General features: G+C 39.1%; 13 protein-coding genes and 1 tRNA gene. 9 read left to right on the top strand and 5 right to left on the bottom strand.

Annotated features, from left to right (window positions below; genetic code table 11):
- The first annotated feature begins 15 nt into the window (after nucleotides 1–15).
- Entirely contained in the window at nucleotides 16–1,884 is a 1,869-nt protein-coding gene (locus WD048_04380) for a TIGR00341 family protein (GenBank protein MEX0811431.1), read from the top strand.
- Nucleotides 1,885–1,903: 19 nt separating this feature from the next.
- On the opposite strand, the gene WD048_04375 is transcribed toward WD048_04380, so the two are convergent.
- Together WD048_04375 and secDF are read right to left on the bottom strand one after the other, a co-directional pair.
- Nucleotides 1,904–3,058: an acyl-CoA dehydrogenase family protein gene (locus WD048_04375; GenBank protein MEX0811430.1), complete on the bottom strand. Its 1,155-nt coding sequence runs from the start codon at nucleotides 3,056–3,058 to the stop codon at nucleotides 1,904–1,906.
- A gap of 184 nt (nucleotides 3,059–3,242) precedes the next feature.
- The gene (secDF, locus tag WD048_04370) at nucleotides 3,243–6,374 is read right to left on the bottom strand and encodes a protein translocase subunit SecDF (GenBank protein ID MEX0811429.1); all 3,132 of its coding nucleotides are present in this window, start codon (nucleotides 6,372–6,374) and stop codon (nucleotides 3,243–3,245) included.
- Between the two features lie 243 nt (nucleotides 6,375–6,617).
- Here secDF and WD048_04365 point away from each other — a divergent pair, with 243 nt between their 5' ends.
- Both WD048_04365 and WD048_04360 read left to right on the top strand, forming a co-directional pair.
- On the top strand, nucleotides 6,618–7,262 hold the full coding sequence (locus tag WD048_04365) for a cytochrome c oxidase subunit 3 (protein ID MEX0811428.1): 645 nt from the start codon (nucleotides 6,618–6,620) through the stop codon (nucleotides 7,260–7,262).
- A gap of 169 nt (nucleotides 7,263–7,431) precedes the next feature.
- Nucleotides 7,432–7,506 (top strand) — tRNA-Val (locus WD048_04360).
- A gap of 88 nt (nucleotides 7,507–7,594) precedes the next feature.
- Here the strand turns inward: WD048_04360 and WD048_04355 are convergent.
- Together WD048_04355 and WD048_04350 are read right to left on the bottom strand one after the other, a co-directional pair.
- A complete protein-coding gene (locus tag WD048_04355) occupies nucleotides 7,595–7,894 on the bottom strand; it encodes a chaperone modulator CbpM (protein MEX0811427.1) in 300 nt (99 codons plus the stop codon).
- Nucleotides 7,881–8,804 (bottom strand): J domain-containing protein, encoded by a 924-nt coding sequence (locus WD048_04350; protein ID MEX0811426.1) that lies wholly within the window; start codon nucleotides 8,802–8,804, stop codon nucleotides 7,881–7,883. The genes WD048_04355 and WD048_04350 overlap by 14 nt, the downstream gene beginning before the upstream one ends.
- Before the next feature lie 211 nt (nucleotides 8,805–9,015).
- Here WD048_04350 and ytxJ point away from each other — a divergent pair, with 211 nt between their 5' ends.
- Both ytxJ and WD048_04340 read left to right on the top strand, forming a co-directional pair.
- Nucleotides 9,016–9,387 (top strand): bacillithiol system redox-active protein YtxJ, encoded by a 372-nt coding sequence (gene ytxJ / locus WD048_04345; GenBank protein MEX0811425.1) that lies wholly within the window; start codon nucleotides 9,016–9,018, stop codon nucleotides 9,385–9,387.
- Between the two features lie 265 nt (nucleotides 9,388–9,652).
- Entirely contained in the window at nucleotides 9,653–10,441 is a 789-nt protein-coding gene (locus WD048_04340; protein MEX0811424.1) for an acyl-CoA desaturase, read from the top strand.
- Nucleotides 10,442–10,493: 52 nt separating this feature from the next.
- Here the strand turns inward: WD048_04340 and WD048_04335 are convergent, their stop codons facing one another.
- Nucleotides 10,494–11,009, bottom strand: a complete 516-nt coding sequence (locus WD048_04335; protein MEX0811423.1) for a DUF4442 domain-containing protein — start codon at nucleotides 11,007–11,009, stop codon at nucleotides 10,494–10,496.
- 157 nt (nucleotides 11,010–11,166) lie between these two features.
- Between WD048_04335 and WD048_04330 the strand changes: the two genes are divergently transcribed.
- The 4 genes from WD048_04330 to WD048_04315 all read left to right on the top strand — a co-directional run bounded on the left by WD048_04330 (nucleotide 11,167) and on the right by WD048_04315 (nucleotide 22,149).
- Complete coding sequence (locus tag WD048_04330; GenBank protein MEX0811422.1) at nucleotides 11,167–11,838, top strand: DUF2461 domain-containing protein; 672 nt, start codon at nucleotides 11,167–11,169, stop codon at nucleotides 11,836–11,838.
- 265 nt (nucleotides 11,839–12,103) lie between these two features.
- The gene (locus tag WD048_04325; GenBank protein ID MEX0811421.1) at nucleotides 12,104–17,734 is read left to right on the top strand and encodes a PKD domain-containing protein; all 5,631 of its coding nucleotides are present in this window, start codon (nucleotides 12,104–12,106) and stop codon (nucleotides 17,732–17,734) included.
- A 171-nt stretch (nucleotides 17,735–17,905) separates the two neighbouring features.
- Nucleotides 17,906–18,709: a hypothetical protein gene (locus WD048_04320; GenBank protein ID MEX0811420.1), complete on the top strand. Its 804-nt coding sequence runs from the start codon at nucleotides 17,906–17,908 to the stop codon at nucleotides 18,707–18,709.
- A 527-nt stretch (nucleotides 18,710–19,236) separates the two neighbouring features.
- On the top strand, nucleotides 19,237–22,149 hold the full coding sequence (locus WD048_04315) for a PEP/pyruvate-binding domain-containing protein (GenBank protein MEX0811419.1): 2,913 nt from the start codon (nucleotides 19,237–19,239) through the stop codon (nucleotides 22,147–22,149).
- Nucleotides 22,150–22,153: the final 4 nt, after the last annotated feature.

Genomic DNA, 22,153 nt, shown 5'->3' with positions numbered 1-22,153 from the left:
CCACATTCTACTATTATGTTGCAAATATTATATGATAAGGCACAGGAAGAGACATTTAAAAATGAAGTGCTCACCCATTTTGATGGGCAGGATATAAAAGCGGAAATTTTCAATTCTGAAACAATCGCTCAATTGCCTGAAAAAGTAAAACTGATCACTTACTTAGGTGATTCCGACCTCAAGCAATTATTAATAGATGCGGCTGATAAAGAATGGGAACTTGGCATTTTACCGCATCCCGGTTTAGAATATGTACAAAGGGGATTGGGAGTAACTTCTAAAATGGATAAAGCAATCGAAGCCATTTTAGATGAATCACAAAGCACTGAAATTGACCTGTTGCTCTGCAATGAAAAACCGGTATTGCAATCTGTTAAAACAGGCAGTATTTTTCTTATTGATGAAACCAATGCTCAATCCAATTTGCTGCTTCAAATTTTTCGCATTTTCAAAAATACCTGGCGTGTAAAAAACCTGAAACACAAGGCTTTTAAACTTTCTGTGGGAGAGGAAAATTCTATCAATACTTCTGCCCTGGGAATTGTGGCATTGGCACAAGCGGGAAGTATTGCGCTGAGTAGGAAAATCAAATCATTTGAGGGCTCAAATGTAGGTTTTTTTAATGTTTTGATCGTTTCGCCTCAGAGTGTACTTGAAATGCTTTTATTTCTGATAAAAGGAATATTGCCCGGCAGACACCGTATTGACAAAGAAGATTCCTTCATTGGTTATATCAAAACCAAAACACTAAACATAAGCTCAGAAACAAATATTGACTTCAGTATTGATGGGGAAAAATTCACCGCTGAAAACATTTCAATTGAAGTAAAGCCTAAAGCCATTCATTTGTTGCTGCCCAGTATTTTCACAGAAACAGAAAGCAGCAGCGACAATAAAAACAGTTTCAAAACCGAAAACCTTCCCTATGGGGAAAAAAAGGAAGAGCTGACAAAACGCAAAATGCCCTGGCTTCCAAGAGCAACACCTGAAGAGTTTAAGGAGCTTTTTACAGCACTTAGGCTAAATGCCAGGCTTAATAAAACATATATAGTGCTGATGGCTATATCTACAATTATGGCCACTTTTGGATTGTATGGCAATTCATCACCAGTAATAATTGGCGCTATGATTTTAGCGCCACTAATGCCGCCCATTGTTTCTTTTTCAATGGCGATTGTGCGCTATGATGTATCTATATTAAAAGACAGCTCAAAAACCATTCTTTTGGGTACAGTTTTGTCCCTGCTTTTTGCTGCATTTGTCAGTATTATTATTCCATTGCGCATCATCACGCCTGAAATGGATATGCGGCTTTCACCTACACTCTTGGATTTAGGGATAGCTGTAGCGTCAGGAATTGCCGGAGCTTATGCGCATGCCAAGGAAGAAATTGCCAAAAGCCTTGCGGGTGTAGCTATTGCAGTTGCTTTGGTGCCTCCATTGGCAGTAGCGGGAATTGGCGTAGGCTGGATGGATTGGTCACTTTTTTCAGGATCCTTTTTGCTCTACCTTACCAACTTGTCAGGAATTATTATGTCTGCTGGTTTTACTTTCTTGCTGTTGGGTTTTGCACCATTTAAACGTGCAAGGAGAGGTTTGATTTACTCTTTCGTATTACTTGCGTTAATCTGTGTACCGCTTTCTTTTTCCTTTAAGCAAATTATGACAGAAGCAGAAATAACTAAAGCGCTGGAAGGGTATAAAATTGAAAATGTAACTATCAAAGATGTGAAAGTACGTCCTTCAAGCCCTGTAGTGGTATCGGTGAGGCTTGTGAGTTCATCAAGTCTTGATGATTCTAAAATAGGTCAAATTAAAACAAAAATAGAAAAACGACTCGACAGGGAAATTAAATTAGAAGTTATATCGGCAGTGGTTTTTTGACCTTTTCAAATAGAATCAACTACTTTCCCAAAAACTTCCTTGCTATCAATTCCTTCATAATCTCATTTGTTCCGGCATAAATTCTTTGCACGCGGGCATCGGCATAAGAACGTGCAACCTGGTATTCCCAGATATAACCGTATCCTCCGTGCAGTTGCAGGCATTCATCCGCTACTTTACATTGTAGATCGGTAGCGGCATATTTCGCCATAGAGGCTGATGCTGCATCCAGTTTACCTTCATTGTGCAATTCCACACAACGATCTGCAAATACTCGCTGTATTTGAGTTTCTGTGATAATTTCAGCCAATTTAAACCGGGTATTTTGAAATTTAGCTATCGGACTGCCAAAAGCCTCTCTTTCCTGAACATATTGAAGTGTCACATCAATGGTGTTTTCCGCAGCGGCCACAGCTCCCAATGCTACTACCAGCCGTTCCTGGGAAAGCTCCTGCATCAGGTATGCGAATCCCGAACCTTCTTGTCCCAGTAGGTTCTCTTTTGGGACTTTTACATCGTTAAAAAACAGTTCGCAAGTATCCTGTGCATGCAGACCTACTTTTTCAAAAGGCTCCCCTTTGGAAAAACCTTCACTATCAGCATCAATGACTAAAAGGCTTATGCCTTTTGCTCCTTTACTGGGGTCTGTTTTGACAGCCACCACAGCGATATCGCACAAATACCCATTGGTGATAAAAGTCTTAGATCCATTTACCAAATAATAGTCACCTTTGTCAACAGCAGTAGTTCTGATATTTTGTAAATCACTGCCCGCCCCAGGTTCTGTCATGGCAATTGCAGAAATCAATTCTCCGCTGACCATACCGGGAATGTATTTCTTTTTGGTAGTCTCGTTGGCATTGTGCAAAATATATGGGAATACAATATCCGAATGCAGGGGGTAGCCAACTGCCGGCCCTGCAAATCCCGTAAGCCCCAGCGCTTCTGTAAAAGCCGCATTGTAGCGAAAATCCGTAATGCCCAGACCTCCGTATTCCTCCGGAGCTTGCATGCAAAGGAATCCGGCCTCGCCCAGTTTTTTCCAGGATTCCCTGGAAACCATTTTATCCTTTTCCCATTGCTCGTGATAAGGCGCAATTTCCTTTTTAGCAAAATCCTTAACTGATTGTAAAAACATTTTGTGTTCTTCCTCATAAATATTTCTGGGCAACATAGGTTTTGTTTTATTTTGAGCAAAAATAAGCTTTTACTACTCTTGTTTGAAATTGGATTTTTAAATAAGTGTATTCGGAGTTTACCGAATTCATTTAATTACTTAAGCTGCAAAGGTATGCCCAAACAAAAAAAACCGGTACTGCAATAGTAACCGGTTTTATGTTTGTTGAATTTGTTAATTGTTATTTAGTACCTGCTTTTTTCAAAGTATCAACTGCAATAGGAGATGCAATGAATACGGATGAATAGGTACCCACTATGATTCCTATCAACAGTGCAAATGAGAAACCTCTTATCACTTCACCACCAAATATAAATAAAATAACGACTACAAATAATGTTGTGAGTGATGTGATCAATGTTCTGCTCAAAGTGTGGTCAATGGCCATGTTTGCAGTACCTGTAATGCCAGTAGTTGGATGCAAGTTGATATATTCCCTGATACGGTCAAATACAACTACTGTATCGTTAATAGAGTAACCGATAACTGTAAGCAATGCAGCTATAAATGCTTGATCTATTTCTAATGAGAATGGAAGAATGCCTCCAAAAATCGAAAAGATACTTAGCACAATAAGCATATCATGAACAACAGCTGCTAAAGCACCCAGACCAAATTGCCATTTTCTGAAACGCACCAGAATATAAAGGAATATTCCAATAAATGAGAATACAGCAGCAAAATAAGCGCCTTTCAAAATATCATCGGCAATAGTAGGGCCTACTTTAATAGAGCTCATTTTATGTTCTGCAAGAAAGGTTTCTTTATCAGGTTGTTCAACGAAAAATTCTTTCACACCGCTGTAAAGCAGTTCCTCTATTTCTCCATCAATTTCAATTCCATCTTCATTTATTCTATAGGCAGTAGTAATTTTCACCTGGTTATCAGCACCATAAGTTTTTACCTGCGGAGCAGCTTCAAATTCATCTTCCAGTGCTTTTGATATATCCACTGCTTTTACACTTTGATCAAAGCGAACTACATAAGAGCGCCCCCCCTGAAAATCTACACCCATTTGGAAGCCTTTTGTCATCATAGATACAAGACCAAGGATAATAACAATAGAACTCAAACCATATGCAATCTTTCTTTTGTCGAGTAGTTTCAAGTCCAGGTTTTTGAAAAAGCCTTCTGAAAACTTATTAAAGAATTTAATACCCTTTTCTCTATCTGTGAATTTATCGATAATAAGTCTGGAAACCAGGACTGCTGTAATCAATGAAGAGAAAATACCAATTACCAGTACAGTTGCAAAACCTTTCACAGGACCAAGCCCGAAAAACAGGAGTATAAATCCTGTGATAAGTGTAGTGACATTGGCATCTATAATTGCTGAATAGGAAGCGCTGTATCCGTCTGAGATAGCCAGGCGCAATCCTTTTCCTCTGATCAATTCTTCCCTTATTCTTTCAAAAATAATGACATTGGCATCTACAGCCATACCTATGGTCAATACTATACCTGCAATTCCCGGTAGGGTAAGTGATGCGCCAAATGAGGCGAGCACACCCATAATGAAAAAGAGGTTGAGTACAAGCACTACATTGGATACTATTCCGGCAGTGGAGTAGTAGGCAATCATAAATAAAAGCACCAGTACCAGTCCGATGGCCAGTGATAATGATCCTGCTCTGATCGATTCGGCACCAAGTGAAGGACCTACTATTTCTTCTTCTACAATTTTTGCGGGAGCCGGCAGCTTACCGGCTTTAATAATATTGGCCAGGTCTTTGGCTGTTTTAATGGTGAAATTTCCAGTAATTTGAGAACGACCACCACCAATTTCACCCTGCACAGTCGGAGCAGTATATACTACATCATCCAAAACAATTGCAATGCTGCTGCCAATGTTTTCCTTAGTAAGTTTTTTCCAGATTTTAGAACCTTCCGAGTTCATTACCATATCAATATCCGGACGGCCATTTTGATCGTAGTCTTGACGGGCATCTACAATCACATCTCCTTCCATTGGGGCTTTATCTTCACCTGGCCTGGTTTTAATGGCATAGAGTGCATAAATATTGTTGCTCACTGGTTGATGTCCCCAAAGGAATTTGATATTTCTAGGAAACAATGCCCTTACTTCTTCATAGGAGAGATACTCGATTACCTTATCTCTATCTTGTGCAAAAGCATATCCAACAACAGGGCCTTCCTGAAGTACTACTTGTCCATTCTCATCCTGCCCGGTAGCTGGCATTAAGATAGAACCATTGGAAAAAAGCGGGAATTTTTTGCGGGCTTCTTCAGCCGAAAGCAATTCATTGTCATCTGAAGTGTCTGCTTCACTTTCTTCACCCAGCAGGTCTAAAAGGTCATCTGAGTCTTCTTCGGCTGATAAAGTGTCTCCTTCTGCTGTTTCAGCTTCTTCTTCATCAGTACTTTCTGAATCGCCAAGCAAATCATTTAGAAGTGTATCGGTTTCTACTGAATCTTCTTTTTCGTTTAGGCCAAGGATATCGAGCAATACATCATTGCTTTCCATCAGCGGATTAAAAATATCCCTGTTGTCCCAGGTTTCCCAGAATTCTAATTTTGCAGTGGCCTGTAATAATTGTCGGGCTCTTTCGGGATTTTTAACACCAGGCAATTCTATAATAATCCTGCCCGAAGATTCCTGTAAAGAAATACTTGGTTGTGTAACACCAAACTGGTCAATTCTACTTCTAAGAATATTAAATGTTCTTCCAATAGCGCCTTGAGCTTCCTCAGAAATAACACTCAGTACTTCTTCGTTTGTAGAGTTAAATGTGATTACATCTTTGTATTCAGGAGTAGCAAAAATTCTTGCCAATTTACCTTCCGGAGCAACTTCTTTGTATGCTTTTCCAAATAAACTTACCAGGTTGTCCTGGGAGTTTTTTTGGCGCTCTACTGCCAATTCCAACGCTTTGTTAAAAGCAGGGTCTTCGCTTTCATTGGCCATTGCTCGAATGAGTTCTTCAAGGGAAATTTGTAAAACCACACTCATTCCACCTTGTAAATCAAGACCCAGGCTGAGTTGTCTTTCTTTTACATCCTGATAGCTGTATTCTGCAAAATACATATCAAGTACAATTTCGCTGGAGAGAGAGTCCAGCAGGCGCGCTTTGTTTTGAGTCCATTCCTTATTGATAGAATCAATAATTTCAGCACGATTTTCGGCATCTACTGGTACAAATTGCTCGATTTCCTGTCCATTGGTTGTTCTTTCCAATGCAATCTGTCCCATCTTATTTTCTTGACGAACAGACACATAGGTAAAAAGCAACTGATACAGACAAACAAGAATTAAAGCTGCAACGAAAAATTTAATCAGTCCTTTGGCTTGCATTACGTTATTTTAATCAATTAAAAATTGGTGGCAAATATAATTAATTATTTCATCAAAAATCAGATTATTTCCACAGTATAAAGTGATTAGTATTGTAGAAGGGATAATGACTTTTCCACAGTTTCCCGGATTCTATTTCAAAAGGATTTGTATTGTATTTCACAAAGGAAAAAATTGCTGTGAGAATTTGATTTTCTAATGGACAAAAAGCTATTTTAGAGATACTATTTTAAATGGACAGAAATGAGTGACATCAGTAACAGAAGGGCAGGTACGGAAAAGCAGGATAGCAAAGAGAAAAACCCTTTTAATATTCCGCTAGCTGAATTGTTTATGTATTTCGCACTGGCCGCAATCGGTCTTTTATTCACGGGGTTGATTATTGCCTATGTATATGCATCAGTTCAAATGGATTTGACCGAAATTCGGGTTCCTAATATTTTTCACGCCAATACAGTTATTATTTTATCGAGCAGTTTACTCTTGAAAGTAGGTGCTGCCTTTCTGCAAAAGGAAGAATATAAGGAATATGCTTTCAGTCTTTTTGCAACTTTTACTCTTGGAATAATTTTCATTTTCTTTCAAATAATAGGCTGGATGGAGTTGTTCCAAAGTGGTGTTACCATGCAGGAAAGTCCATCAGGGGCATATCTTTATCTTATTTCAGGCTTGCATTTGCTGCATATATTTGGAGGCTGTGTGCCACTTGCTATAATGGCCTTTAATGCCTACAGTGCAAATACGGATATTGTTAAAGAACTTATTTTTTCTACAAATCCTGATCGTTTTCACAAATTCAAGTTGCTTTCAATGTACTGGCATTTTATAGGCATACTTTGGCTGGGTATTTATTTCTTTTTTATTATTCTAAATATTACAGTTGCCTGATTAAGCCCTTTACAGGTTATTAAGTCATTTCGAATAGATAGAATACCTGAATATTCCTGAAAGCTTTTACCTTTGTTGCCGAACTCAGGTGATAATTTTTAAGTGGTTTTTCTTTTTATCAGGAATCAGGAACAGGTATAGAGGCAGGAATGACTTTGAATGAATAACTGGAGTGTTAGCTCAGTTGGTTTAGAGCATCGCCTTGACAGGGCGGGGGTCATTGGTTCGAATCCAATACACTCCACAAAAAAAGCAGTACGCATAATGCGGCCTAATAACCTTAGTTTGATAATTATTTAAGAGCTGAGCAATAAATAATTTCCGAACTCAGGTTAATAATCATCTTCATACTGCTTTAATCTGTTTTTAACAGTATCTAACTCATCTTGCAATGCATCTATTTTTTGCAAAAGGTTGAAAACAACATCAATGCCTTCCAGATTAATATCTAATTCATGATGCAGGCGAATCATCTTTTCCAGATCATTGATATAGTCCTGATGAATAAAATGACGTTGCTCTATTGTCCTTATTTCAATTAGATTCATTCTATTCAGTTGATCGAAAAAGGAAAATTCTATTTCGAAATGAGTACAGATTTTTTCAATTGGTATGAGTTTATTTTTTTCCATCTGTGCTTAATTTTTGAAGCTCTTCAAAAAGGGCTTTTTCCTTACTGCTAATATTTTTTGGGATTTTTATATTGTAAGTAATGTATAAATCACCAAACTGGCCTTCTTTTTTATAAACAGGGAATCCCTTACCGCTTAATTTGACTTTCGTACCGTTTTGTGTTTCGGGAGCCACTTTTAATTTTACTTTTCCATCAAAAGTATCTACTGTGATGTTACCGCCCAGAATAGCGGTAAATAAATCTAAATCTACTGTTTTGTATAAATTACTACCGTCTCTTTTGAAGGGGGTGTTATTGACTATGGAGAATTTAATGTATAAATCTCCATTCGGCCCTCCATTTACACCTTTCCCTCCTTTGCCAGTTATTTTAATTATTTGACCATCTTCAATTCCAGCGTGAATGGTCAGTCTGATTTTTTGGCCATTGATTGTCAGTAACTGTTTGTGGGTTTTATAGACATCTCTAAGATTCAGCTGAAGTTCTGCATTCAAATCCTGTCCTTTAAACTTAGTGCTTCTACGCCTTCCAGATGCTGCACCTGCATTGCCAAACATGGATTCAAAAAAATCTGAAAAATCACCGCCCTGAAAATCACCGCCTCCAGAAAAATCCTGATATCGCTGTTGACTCTGCCTTTGCCCAGAACCTTGTCCTTGATTGGCCTTTTCATATACATCAGCGTGTTTCCAATCTTTGCCGTATTTGTCGTATTTCTTGCGGTTTTCAGTATTTTTTAAAACCTCGTAGGCTTCATTTATTTTTTTAAATTTATCTTCTGCAGCCTTATCACCCGGATTTAGGTCGGGATGATATTTTCTGGCCAATTTTCGGAAGGCTTGTTTTATTTCCTTTTCATTCGCCTTTTTATCTATTCCCAGAATTTTATAGTAATCTATGAATTCCATTTAAGTGCATTAATTTAACTTTGTTAAAAATCCCCTGCCCAATAAAATTAGTATATCGTCAACAAAATTAACAAGGCAGCAGCATAGTTTTGCTTTTAAATTGATTCTTTGTTCGAAGTCTGTGGATTTTGCAGGATACTTTTTATGAAACCAGTAAACATTTTGAGTTAAAAAACATTTTTCATGAGTACCAAATTTAGAAAGGATTAAAATGTTCTGGAGCAAAAAGAAAAAAGAAACTAAAACGGCCATACAATGGCATTCGTTGACAGATATTGAACAAATAGATCAACTCATAAAGGAGAGTAAAACACAGTCTGTTTGTATTTTTAAACACAGCACTCGTTGCAGCTTATCTTCCACAGTGCTCAACAGACTAGAACGAAAGTGGGATGATAAGTTGAACGAAATCAATATGTATTATCTGGATTTGATTGCCCATAGGGATGTTTCCAATGCCGTAGCAGATAAAACAAGTATTGAACACCAATCACCACAGTTGATCTTACTTAAGGGTGGAAAAGTTGTTTATTCTGCATCTCACACTGCAATAGATGCAGAGAGTTTATTAAAGTTTGTATAATAATCGAATAAATGAAAAGCTGAGAGAGAATTATTTTATTAGAATCTACAATTAATTGGGAGTTGTTCATTTGATAATTAATGTCGCTCTTTCTACTTGAACACAAAATTGCAAGCAAAATTATTTAAATATGATGTATTAATATCTGCATTCTTAGGAAACATATCTTCGTTTAATACGCTTATGTAAGTACTACTCTTTCATTTATCTTCCTTCAGCATCTGAAAGAGATTTTATCAAAACATTAAATTACTATAAATTTTATATGATTATACTTTTATTTTTTGTAGCGCATTGGTATTTGTCGTTATTTTTTCAAACCCTGATTCACCACAGATATGCAGCGCACAACATGTTTACAATGAGCAAAGCCTGGGAGAAAGTATTTATGTTCCTCTCTTATATATTTCAGGGAAGCTCTTATTTGAGTCCCCGAGCCTATGGTATTTTGCACCGTATGCACCACGCCAATGCCGATACCGATAAAGATGTACATTCCCCCAAACACGTAATAGAAGAACAGAAGCCTATGGCAAAGTGGTTTGGCTTTGTTTGGATGATGGCAGAAACAGCAAGGATATACGATAGGATTGACAAAGGATTTGAAAAGTTCAAAGTGAATGTTGTTACCGAAAGGAATATTGTGGTACCTGAAACTTTTAAGAAAAACCTGCCCTACTATCCCAAGTTTGATTTGTGGGGACAGTCACTTCCATCCCGTTTGATTTGGGGCAGCTCGTATGTGTTGTTTTATATTTTCTTTGCACAATCCTGGGTGCTGTTTTTATTGCTGCCCATTCATTTTATGATGGGGCCGGTTCACGGATTGATCATCAATTGGTTTGCGCACCGAAAAGGATATAGAAATTACAAGACCAAGGACACTTCCGTAAATCTTCCCATTCCGATGTTAGGTGAAAATCTGCACAACAATCACCACGGAGAGCCTGCCAATGCCAACTTTGCACGCAAGGTATGGGAATTGGATTTGACTTATCAGACAATGCGCCTAATGCATTGGGCTGGAATTATCCAGTTGAAAAGAGCTGTTTAACCCGTAGCGAGGGCGCAACTGATAGGAGAGGGGTGTAGGTTTTAATGCTATCTCACGAACGTTTTTTGTTGCGTCTTTTTTGTTTGTAATACGCTTTGGAAGCTATGTAAATCACCTTTTCCACTTCTGCGTATAGCTTTCCTTCTTTGTCTTTCAGATCAACTTGCAGGGTATAGTCTTTTTCATTTTGTTCCGCAATTTCAGTTTTGATCTGTTCAATAAAAGCATCACTGATCTGAAATTCCGCATATAAAGTTTGGTTGCCTGGCCGTTTGAATCGAATACTGGCAGATTTGTCCCACACTACATAATCGTCTTTCAAAATATTGATGAGCTGCACCATAAAAATGCCATCTACGCAACTGTACATGTGTCCGCCATAAAGGGTGCCTACGTAGTTTTTGGTTTTGTAGTTGAGCGATAGTTTAATCTTTACATAATGAAGGTCATCATCAACCTCAATAAGCCGTCCTCCGGTGCTTCGGTACATAGGAGAGATATTGAACAGGAACTTAAAGGCATTTCCCCTGCCCATTATTTTTGTAAGAAAGGAAATGATTTTTTGCATAAGAGCTGTTAAGATACGGTATTTCCTCGCTTATGTTGACTACACCAATAAATTTAATTTTTAATCTAAAATCCATGTTTGTGAAAGCAATAAAGCTGTAATTCTCAATTTTTGTCTTTAAATTCAACATTATCCTTTTCACCAAATCATTTAAGCAATGTCTAAAAGTTATTTTACTACCGAATACAATGCTTTTCTCAAAGAACTGGCTGCCAACAACAACCGGGAGTGGTTTCATGAAAACAAAAAGCGCTATGAAAAATCTGTAAAGGAGCCCTTTAAAAAATTTGTGGAAGACTTGATCCTTCGCGTCAACAAGTTGGATCCCACTGTAAAAATCAAACCACAACAGGCCATCTTCAGAATTCACCGCGATATTCGCTTTAGCAAGGACAAAACACCCTACAAGACAAGCAATTCGGCTATTATAGCGAAAGACGGCAGAAAAGGTATGCACAACCCGGGCATGTATATTGAAGTAGGACCGGAGCATATCCGGGTTTACGGAGGATTGTATATGCCGGATAAAGACCTACTTTATGCCATTCGGAAGAAAATTGCCAATGAATTGACCCAATTTGAAAAAGTAATTAATGATCCTGGATTCAAAAGTGTGTTTGGAGGAATCAAAGGGGAGCAAAACAAACGCATTCCAAAGGAATTTCAAAAAACAGGTGAAAAGCAGCCGCTTATTTACAATAAAAGTTTTTACTATTTTTCAGAATTGTCCCCGGATGAAGTCCTAAACCCTGCTTTGACGGATGTAATAATGGAAAAACACAAAGCTGCTGAGCCGGTGCGAAAGTTTTTGCACAGTGTAGTTCAATGATTTATAAGCAGAATGCATTAACAAGTAGCGAGGGTGCTAATAATAGGGGGGTGGATTTAGCTCGAATTCTGAGGAAATAGTTCGTATTTATTTCTTTTTCGAATTCACCCTACCACAAACCTGTTTTTTTGATTTTTTTGAAAAAATGTTAAAAAATAATTGTGGGCTTTACCTTTATATTATTTAAATTTACGAAATTAACATTTCTAATAATGTTTCAGTTGTCGTCCTAGCGATATACTTTTTTAATAAAAAATAATACATCATGAAAAATCTTCACCTACTGCTCGTCTTTACCTTTTTGATTTTAAAATCTGCCTTTCCTCAAGTTTCAGGAGATAACCCAGTTTGCGCTGGCGATCAGGCAAATTATTCTGTCCCGATCGTTTCAGGAGCTACTTACGCTTGGAGCGTAACGGGTGGTTTTGTCAGTGGATCGCCCTATACTGATAATGTGGACATCCACTGGAATGGCGCAGGAACGGGAACCATAGTGGTGGAAGTAGTTCCCCCCAGTGGACCGCCAATTTTCCATACGCTCAATGTAAATATCAACCCAAGTCCAAGCCCTGTAATTGCAAGTGAGCCTTATCCTTCTTGTCCGCCCGATACCAGTAGGGGACAGGGCATAGGTTTCCCGGATGATGAGCTGATTGTATGCGAGAAAGTGTGCAAAGGTGCTACGGTGGAATATAGCGTGTCGCTTAGTACGGGAAGCACTTATGCTTGGTCTGCTATTGGGGAGAGCTCCATCAGTGGAGCCAGTACAAATAGCGTGAGCGTTACTTGGGACAATTCAGATTACGGCACTTTGTTTTTGGTAGAAACAAATTCTTTTGGCTGTACCGATTCCACCAAGCTTTGTATAGAAAAAGTTGATTTGCCAGTAGCTGCATTTAACAATCAAGCATCGGTATGTAAATTCAGCAATGTTTGGCTAGAGAACAATTCCACGGGTGCCACTTCCTATTTCTGGGATTTTGGCGATGGGAATACTTCCACTGCTTTTGAGCCCAATCACAATTACAGCAGTGGCGGAATATACACCATTACCTTAATTGCTGAAAATGAATGTTTTTGCACCGATACAATTCAAAATACAATTACTGTGGATTCCGTTGCAGGGCCTGAAATTTCTTGCCCATCCACCATTTGCGCCAACGATACTATGGAATATACTGCCAATGCAGATACTTCCTGTACTTTCAATTGGTTTGCCATTGGAGGTAATATTGTATCAGGACAAGGTGAGCCAAGTGTAAATATTGCATGGGGACCAGGGCAAATGGGCACCATTGGTTTGTATTTATCCGGTTGCACAGGAGTTTGTGTGGATACTACTTTTATCAATGTGCCAATAGTACCCGATGAAGGGACAATCAGTGGACCATCGGAAGTTTGTCCGGGCGATTGTGCATTTTATACCCTGCCTCATTTTAGCGGTGCAACTTATAGTTGGAGTTTAAATGGCGGTTGCGGGGAATTGCAGGATACGACCTCTTGCAATAAAGTCAAAATTTGCTGGTCGGAATTTGCCTCTGCTTGTACCGATACCTTGAATGTGAGCTACTATGATTCATTCTTGAATTGCGGTGGATCTGCTCAATACATTATTGACCTAAGACCAAAATTCCAGATTTTCGGAATGAATACGGCTTGTTCCAATGCCTCATCAGGTTTTAGTACTTCCATTAGTTGTAATTGGACGGTTTCACCTTCCGGACCAATTTTAAGTGGTAGCCCAAGCAATTTTGTGAATATCGATTGGGTTGGAAATACGGGTACTTATGTAGTTACTGCGCTACCTGTTGACCCTACAGAAACCTGCCAGGATTCTGCCAGATATGTAGTGGATGTAATTGATCCACCGGCAGATCCGCAAATAGTAGGGGATACCATAATTTGCCCTAATTCTACCACTGCATATTGTGCGCCAGGAAGTAGTCTCAATGTCAATTGGATCATTACCGGAGGATCTCCGGCTACTGCTACCAACAATTGCGTAACGGTCAACTGGGATGCCATCGGGCCTTATTTGGTTCAGGCCTATGAATCTTCTGCTGAATTTCCGTATTGCGATTCTGATACGAGCACTTTAAATATTTCTGCCGGAAGCGGAACGACACCTGTTATCAATGGACCAAGTGTTTCTTGTGCCAATGCTACGGATGTTTTTTCCACACCAACGACATATCCTTCTGGTGCCATTTTTACCTGGACCGTAAACTCAAATATTGACGGAACAGTGCTTTCACAGGGAAGCCCAAGTACAAGCGTAGAATGGGGCAATAATGCGCCCGGAAATGTTTGGGTGGCATTGTTCGTAGAAGTTTGTGGCGAGGTGTATGCAGACTCTGTTAATGTTACTTTAAAGAAAATTCCAGAACCAGTTGTTTCCCAATTGGCTCCATTGTGCGAAAATGGCTCAACTGATTTGAGCGCTGGCGGAGGTGCATTTGTGAGCTATAATTGGAGCGGTCCTTCGGGATATACTTCTACTTCAAATCCTACGAATATTTCTGAAGATGGCCTCTATCAAGTTACTGTAACGGATGCGGATGGATGTACAGGGATTGGTCAAATAAATGTGAGCTATGTTTCACCGCCCAATGCCAGCATCAGCTCACCAGATTTGCTGAGATATTGCACGGGAAGCACTTATACGGTAAATATTTGCGCTTTGGGCAATCCGGATTATACTTATGTGTGGTCCAATGCCGCTACAACCCAATGCATTACAACAAGCAGCCCCGGAACATTTAATGTAACGGTAACGGACATTTCCAATGGCTGTACCGCTGTTTCGGATCCATTGAGTGTTGTGGAAAACAATTGTACGCCAGATACCTGTACACCTGATGGTTTTATCGATTTCTCATACACGGATTGCAATCCTGTGATTTTTACCAATAGTTCGGTAAATGCCAGCAATTACGTATGGCTTTTTGGAGATGGAAACTCCTCAACACTTACCAATCCCACGCATACCTACGATGATGCCGGATTTTATTTGGTGGAATTGAGTGGCGATATTCCAAATATTGCAGGCAATAAAACATGTAGGGTTGTTGATACCATGCTGGTAGAAATTCCCTTATATGCTAATTTTGATTTGGAATCGGGTTGTAATGGAGATGCAGTATGCTTTACGGATAAAAGTGCTACAACGGCAGGAAGTTCTATTGTCAATTGGGATTGGGATTTTGGAGATGGAAATTTTTCAACACTTCAAAATCCTTGTCATACCTATGCTTCTCCCGGAACTTATTATGTGGAATTGACCATTTCCAATGCCGCATGTATTGTAACACATAGGGATACAGTAGAAATTGACCCATCACCTTCGGCAGCCTTTACCTTTCCTAGCCCTAGCTGTGTGGCAACGCCCGTTCCATTTACGGATGCTTCTACTGGAGCAGTTAATTATTGGTCTTGGGAATTTGGCAATGGTGCTACTTCCCTCAATCAAAATCCTACTGTTGCCTATTTTGCAGCAGGAGATTACACGGTAGATTTATTTGTATCCGATATTTACGGCTGTGTTGACTCCATTAGCGATACGGTAGAAATTGTAAGCCCTGTGAATTACGGTGATATTTCGGCTTATCCCGATACCATTGTTTGCCAAGGCGAAGATGTTGTATTGGTAGCTCCTGCCTGTGCTTCCTGCGATTATCTGTGGAGCAATGGCTCTACCAATGATTCCATAACGGTAAATAGTACCGGAATTTATACTTTGGAAATGGATGATGGAAGCGGTTGTACTTACAGCACTTTTATCAGAATAATTGTAAATACTGCACCTGCAGCCGTGATTAATAATAGTGGTTCCAATACCATTTGCTTGGGGCAGGCTTATTCCTTGAATGGAAATTTCAATAGCAATTGGAGTTACCAGTGGTTTACGGACGATGGCACCAACAATGGCAGTACCAATAGCTCCATTTTCTTTATGCCATCATCTCCCGGAATATTTACTTACGAATTGGTTGTAACGGACAATGATTTGGGTTGCTCTGATACTTCTATGCCTTTTATTATGGAGGCATTGGACAATCCAGCGGATCCAACTATTACGCCTGTTGGGGCAAGTGTGGTTTGCTATGGAGAAACAATTACATTGGTGGGCGATCATCCAGATGCATCCGTGAATTTACAGTGGAGTACAGGTGCAATTTCAGATACTATTTCGGTTACGGAAAATGGCTGTTATCAATTGATTGCAACGGATACCAATGGCTGTAGCAGCAGCACAACATATTGCGCTACTATCAACCCACTTCCCGAGCTGTGTTCCTATTATGTAGGATGCTTTGATACTTGCGCGCCATATACCATTATCGGTCCAGTAGGTGGCACCTCTTATCAGTGGATGTTGAATGGAAGTCCTATTTCTGGAGCCAACTCTAAAGATTATACCGCAAATTTGAGTGGTTTATATGCATTGGAAGTAACGAATAGTTTTGGTTGTACCGATACTACAGGGGAATTGGAATTGAACCTGGAAGATTGTGGCCCTCAGGATTCTTTGTGCGCTGAATTTATCATTGATACTATTTTCTGCAATAGTGATGGAAATTATGAAATGCAATATTATGTGATCAATAATAGCTCAGATACCGTTGACAGGGTTAATCTCGGGGTATTGAGCCCGCATTTGGGATTATTGTTTGGCCCTTCTGTAGTGGGAGAGGAAATACTTCCAGGGGATAGTTCTACTTCTCTTTCTACCACTATTTACAATGGAAGTGCAGGTGACACGATCTGTTTCAGAACACATTTGGAAGGATTGGATTCCTTGGGCGATTATACCCTGTGCTGTTTTTCAGAACCCGCCTGTGTAGTATTGCCACCTTGTGATACCTCTTGTTGCAGATTTGAATTTATTAGTGATACAATATGGTGCGAACAGACCTCAGCAGGACCTAAATATTATTTTGATTTATTGATAGATGGATGTGGCAGTTTGAATATTAGCAGCGGCAATACCGGAATTTTAAACGTAAACAATCCTTACACTTTAATAAATGGATTGAATACCGTGAGCGGCAGCTATATTGGAAGCAGTCAGGATGAGGAGCTCTGCCTTACATTTACGGTAGATGAAAACCAAGTGGTTTGTAAGGATACTACCATTTGTTTCCCTATTCACTGCAAGGAACATCCTTTGCCTTGCGAATGGACCTTTAAGCCAAATGTTTGTGAAGGGGAAGTCGCATTGTTCAATTATGCTGGAGTTACGACCGGGTTGTTTATAAATTGGAGTTTCCCTAGTGGCAGTCCTTCTTCTGCTACAGGTCCAGGAATGCATAGCATAACTTATAATACGCCAGGCACATACCCTGTTATTATGACTTTAACCACCAGCGATGGAAATGCAACGGAATGCATAGATTCAATAAATGTAGTGGAAAGACCAAATGCAAGTATCAGCATTTCTGGTTCTACAATGTTGGCTGCACCTGCCGGAATGAGTTACCAATGGTATGAGCAGAGCCCATGGAATTTGATTTTTGGCGCAAACAACCAATATTTCAGCACTCCTAAAACAGGCAGGTATTGTGTGGTTGTTACTGACCAATATAATTGCAGTGATACCGCTTGTACAGAATACATTCATGTAGGAATCGGGGAACTGTCTAATGAAGGCAATTGGGAAATCTATCCCAATCCCAACCAGGGAAGTTTTAACCTTGAACTACAGGCCGAGACAAGTGGCGTAGTTCAGTTTAAGATTACCAATATTTTGGGTGAAGTAATTGATCACAGACAATTGAGCGTTAGTTCTGGCACTCAAAGTTTCTTTATCAATAACTCAGGATTATCTACGGGCATTTACTTTGTGGAATTACAAACCGAACAAGGCAGTTCCGTGAAGCGTATGTTGATAGATTAATAGAGAGGTGTTTCGCCAAAGGGAAAAGCCAAAATACACCTGTCAAATCCTTCAAGGTTTTCAAAGCCTTGAAGGATTGTCAGTAGCCAATCAACCAAAGTCATCGTATGACTGAGAGGCAATATGGGATAATCTTTCTCTTTTGTAAATTAGACCCAAACTTATTTGTTTATGAAAAAACCGGAATTTTTAGATCGTCCACATAATCCGAGACACATTCCAGGCATTTTTAACTATTGCGATCGATGGTGCGAGCGCTGTCCCTTTACTGCTCGTTGTTTGAATTATGAGATGTCTGAAGAAATTCTATCCAAAAATGCTGGCAGCGATGAAAAACAAATGTTTTGGGAGAGTGTGCAGGAAAGTTTTCGTCAAACCAGGGAAATGATAGAATACATTGCCTACGAACAAGGGATTGATCTGGATAAAATAGAACCGGATCCGGAATTTGAACAAAAAGAAAAAGAAAGCAAGGAAAAAGCAGAAGATCATGAATTGTCAAGAACTTCTATGCAATACACCAAGAAGGTTCATAAATGGTTTATTGCTGCTGAACCAGTTTTATTAGAATTGGAACAGGAGCTCAACAATAATTTAAAACTTGGAATCAAAACATCAGAAACACAAGGTGCGGCTATAATGATAGAAGACGCGATATCCGTAATCAGGTGGTATCAGCACTTGATCTATACCAAGTTGATGCGCGCTTTGACCAGCCATGATGATTTATTTGAGGACATGGATTTGGGAGATGAATTTCCGAGCGATGCGGATGGCTCGGCAAAAGTGGCTTTGTTGGCAATAGATCGTTCGATTGCTGCATGGGGAAAACTCTACGAGCAAATGCCCACACAGGCTGATGAGATTCTTGATTTTTTGGTGTTGCTGGAGCAACTCAGGCGTAATGCTGAAAAATGTTTCCCAAAAGCAAGGGCTTTTATAAGACCAGGATTTGATACTGGGCATAGACCATGAGTGGTTTGGGTTTTGCGATGTTTTTTAGAGAGGCGCAAGCAGGCTATACTCTTTGGCTAGAATTCAGCTAGCAATGCGCTAGTTTTAACCAGCAGCATTACCCGTTATTGTCCTGTAATTTAAGTTTTCTGTATTCAGATATCCGGTTGAATCTCCTTTAATAATGTAAAGGGAATTATAATTTCTGAATTTTATATCTGGCATTTCGACTAGCTTGCCCCGTAATGTAGGTCGGGACACTCAGGGGCCTCGCTTTCATAATGAAATTTGAAAACGCACAAGATGGCTGGGGCTGGACTAAAATGATGATCAGCTTTTTTTAAGCCATTTATAAGTTTCAGATTATGACAGAGACTATTCATAAAGTTTTTTTTCAAAAATAATTTATCTATTGATTTGAGTTTTGTTTCGTATATTGGACTCTCCCTAAGAAGTATTTATTCCCTATTAGTTAAGTAGGGTCTAAGCCAACTCTTTAATGGCCTATTTGATTTTTAGGCGTCTAACTATTGTAACCACATATTAAAATGAAATACCAAAAACACCCATTTTTATTGATTTTTGCCTTTCTAGCGGTGTTATCAGTAAACGCTCAACAGCTTAGTAACGAAAAAGTAAAAAGTCAAATTGAAACTTACAAAAATGATATCCGTGGGCCATACAAAAGCATTCAATGGTTTTGTGATGATGGTAGTATCCGTCCACCTAAAGATCCATGTCCCAAAGATATTGGGGGCATCCAACACGCCACTTATAAAGATGAAGTCATTGCTCTTGGAAAAAGCGATCATATATTTTTAGGACAGATATTGGCTTATACTGATAAGACTGAGTTTTGGGATGAAGTGCATAACCATTCTCGCTTAAAACAATACCAACTTGGTAAATATCTAGCCCGTATTGACGAGGGTTGGGTAAATAGAAAAGGACAGTATTACCGTGGTGCCATACAAGTAGAAGATGAAGAAAAATGGGGTGTTGATTTTTACAAATGGCTATTGACCAAAGATGATGTATTGGTCAAAAACTATTACCTTATTTTGCAATCTCTAAAGGATATCCCTCATAAAGGCGATGACGATGTCTCTCAATTGATGCGCGCACAGTCTAAAGTTATTTCTGATCAATATTCAAAATTTATGGACCTGCGTGTAAAAATACATAGCAATCCTGAGCCTCTGGATATTGAAAAAGTAGTGGAATTTAAAAACAAAAATTCATCATTGCTAACTTCTGATCTGCTTAAAAAGTTAGAGGAGCTCTTAGTGACCATGCAGAAGTTCCATAAACCTGCAAGCCTTTCCGCTATTTCAACACAGGTGAATTCCCTTAAAAGTGAAAGTGCTTTAAAAACAAAGTTGCAAAATTTTATCCAAGCCAATAGCACTACCGTAAATCCTTCGCTATTCACTAAAGAAACGGCTAAAATGCTTCTAAACATAAGAAAAAATATCACCAAAGAAAAAGGGGGCGCTCAGCGTCTTCAACTTTTAGATATTGCGAATAAACTTGAAACTATTGTCTTTAAAAAGTCAGCAGAGTGGGATCCTGTAACCCTTGGAGAGCAACAGGAAAAAGTATATGCCTTAGCCATGGCTATAGCTGGAACAGGAGCGATAGAACTTTGGGAGTGGGAAAGCGTACAGGCTACACTTCAACCCGTTGCTGGAAAGAGTATAAGTTTGGGCAATTTAATCAAGATGCATGAAACTGCTCGTGGTGTGGTAGAATGGAGCTCGGCAATGGTAAAGGCAAATTATCAAGATGTGGTCAACACATATACTGCTTTTGAGCCAAAAGCCTATAGTTTTATTGATGACCGCATTCGTTCCTCTGTTGCCTTACAATTGGGAAAAACTGTGGGAGATTTAGGGGATTTCATTGCTCAAGAATCTTCGTTGTCTAATAAAGTCATGAATCTCAAAAACCAGAGTAGCGTCCGTGGTTTAAATCCAGGTTATGCATTTGGGGAACTGGTCGTGATAAACGGTAACCCTGATGATATTGAAGTCTCAAGTGATAAGATATATATATTTGAACGTGCTCCTGCCGACTTAAAACCGATAGCAGGAATAGCTACTGTTGCTGAAGGGAACTTGGTTTCTCATGTTCAATTGTTAGCAAGAAATTTAGGTGTTCCAAATGCAGCCTTGTCCGATGAAAATCTGCAAGATTTAATGCCATTTCACGGTGAAAAAGTGTTTTATGCGGTTTCCAATAAAGGGACAGTAATTTTAAAAGAGGCGGCTAAAATGACGGCAGAAGAAAAAGTGCTGTTTACTAAAAAGGTCCGTAAGGAAGATAGAATTGCTGTACCCGTTGAAGAGATTCGCTTAGGCCAAACATCTATATTAAATCTACGTGAGGTTGATGCGAGTAACTCCGGCAAACTGTGCGGTCCTAAGGCTGCTAATCTTGGTCAACTCAAGTCTATGTTTCCCGAACAAGTTGTAGAAGGGTTTGTCATTCCTTTTGGGATTTTCAAAAAACACATGGATCAGCAAATGCCAAATCAAGGCAAAAGTTACTGGGAGTTTTTAAACGCAATGTTTACAGAAGCCGATGCCAAAAGAGAACAAGGAATTTCTAAAGTTGAGGTAGAGAATTTTCAATTAAGACAATTGGAAATTTTAAGGGCTGCGATAAAAATAATGCCCTTAAAGTCTGAGTTTTTAGCTGAAATTTCATCATCATTTCAAACTATTTTTGAAAAACCTATAGGCAGTGTCCCCGTGTTTTTAAGGAGTGACACTAACATGGAAGACTTGAAGGATTTTTCAGGTGCAGGCCTTAACTTAACTATTTTTAATGCTGTAGAAAAGCAGAAAATAATACAAGGCATTAAAGATGTATGGGCATCACCTTATACAGAACGCAGCTTTAAGTGGAGACAAAAATATTTATTAAATCCAGAGAATGTATTTCCCTCGATCCTGGTCATTCCTTCGGTAGATGTAGATTACTCCGGAGTTTTGGTTACAAAAGGTATTTCTTCAGGAGATGAAAATGATTTAACCCTTGCCTTTAGTCGTGGTGCTGGTGGCGCAGTAGATGGGCAATTTGCTGAAACATACAACATTACTTCAGAAGGAAAAGTAAAATTGTTATCTCCGGCAAGAGAAGCTTATTATACAATCCTACCTGTTACAGGTGGCACAGGAAAACAAGTAACGACCTTTGAAAACCCCATTTTAAATGCGCAGAACATTGCAGAAATAAACGAATTGGCAAGCACCATCAGAAAAACTTTAGCCAAAAAAACAAATTCAGATTATAAAGGAGCTTATGACGTAGAGCTTGGGTTTAAGGATAATAAGCTATGGTTGTTTCAGGTTAGACCTTTTGTTGAAAATAAAAATGCCTTAGGTTCAGAGTATCTTCAATCAATCACACCTGACGTAAATACACAAAAACAAATTTTATTAAGCAAACCCTTATAGCCCC

The sequence above is a fragment of the Chitinophagales bacterium genome, from assembly GCA_040877935.1.
GTDB lineage: Bacteria > Bacteroidota > Bacteroidia > Chitinophagales > CAIOSU01 > JBBDNB01.
The sequence above is the reverse complement of the archived record's forward strand: the minus strand, read 5'-3'. Positions and strand labels throughout refer to the sequence as shown.

Excerpts from the sequence above, each read along its gene's own strand:
- WD048_04380 (MEX0811431.1), top strand. The coding sequence starts at position 16 with ATGTTGCAAATATTATATGATAAGGCACAGGAAGAGACATTTAAAAAT.
- WD048_04375 (MEX0811430.1), bottom strand. The coding sequence starts at position 3,058 with ATGTTGCCCAGAAATATTTATGAGGAAGAACACAAAATGTTTTTACAA.
- secDF (MEX0811429.1), bottom strand. The coding sequence starts at position 6,374 with ATGCAAGCCAAAGGACTGATTAAATTTTTCGTTGCAGCTTTAATTCTT.
- WD048_04365 (MEX0811428.1), top strand. The coding sequence starts at position 6,618 with ATGAGTGACATCAGTAACAGAAGGGCAGGTACGGAAAAGCAGGATAGC.
- WD048_04355 (MEX0811427.1), bottom strand. The coding sequence starts at position 7,894 with ATGGAAAAAAATAAACTCATACCAATTGAAAAAATCTGTACTCATTTC.
- WD048_04350 (MEX0811426.1), bottom strand. The coding sequence starts at position 8,804 with ATGGAATTCATAGATTACTATAAAATTCTGGGAATAGATAAAAAGGCG.
- ytxJ (MEX0811425.1), top strand. The coding sequence starts at position 9,016 with ATGTTCTGGAGCAAAAAGAAAAAAGAAACTAAAACGGCCATACAATGG.
- WD048_04340 (MEX0811424.1), top strand. The coding sequence starts at position 9,653 with ATGATTATACTTTTATTTTTTGTAGCGCATTGGTATTTGTCGTTATTT.
- WD048_04335 (MEX0811423.1), bottom strand. The coding sequence starts at position 11,009 with ATGCAAAAAATCATTTCCTTTCTTACAAAAATAATGGGCAGGGGAAAT.
- WD048_04330 (MEX0811422.1), top strand. The coding sequence starts at position 11,167 with ATGTCTAAAAGTTATTTTACTACCGAATACAATGCTTTTCTCAAAGAA.
- WD048_04325 (MEX0811421.1), top strand. The coding sequence starts at position 12,104 with ATGAAAAATCTTCACCTACTGCTCGTCTTTACCTTTTTGATTTTAAAA.
- WD048_04320 (MEX0811420.1), top strand. The coding sequence starts at position 17,906 with ATGAAAAAACCGGAATTTTTAGATCGTCCACATAATCCGAGACACATT.
- WD048_04315 (MEX0811419.1), top strand. The coding sequence starts at position 19,237 with ATGAAATACCAAAAACACCCATTTTTATTGATTTTTGCCTTTCTAGCG.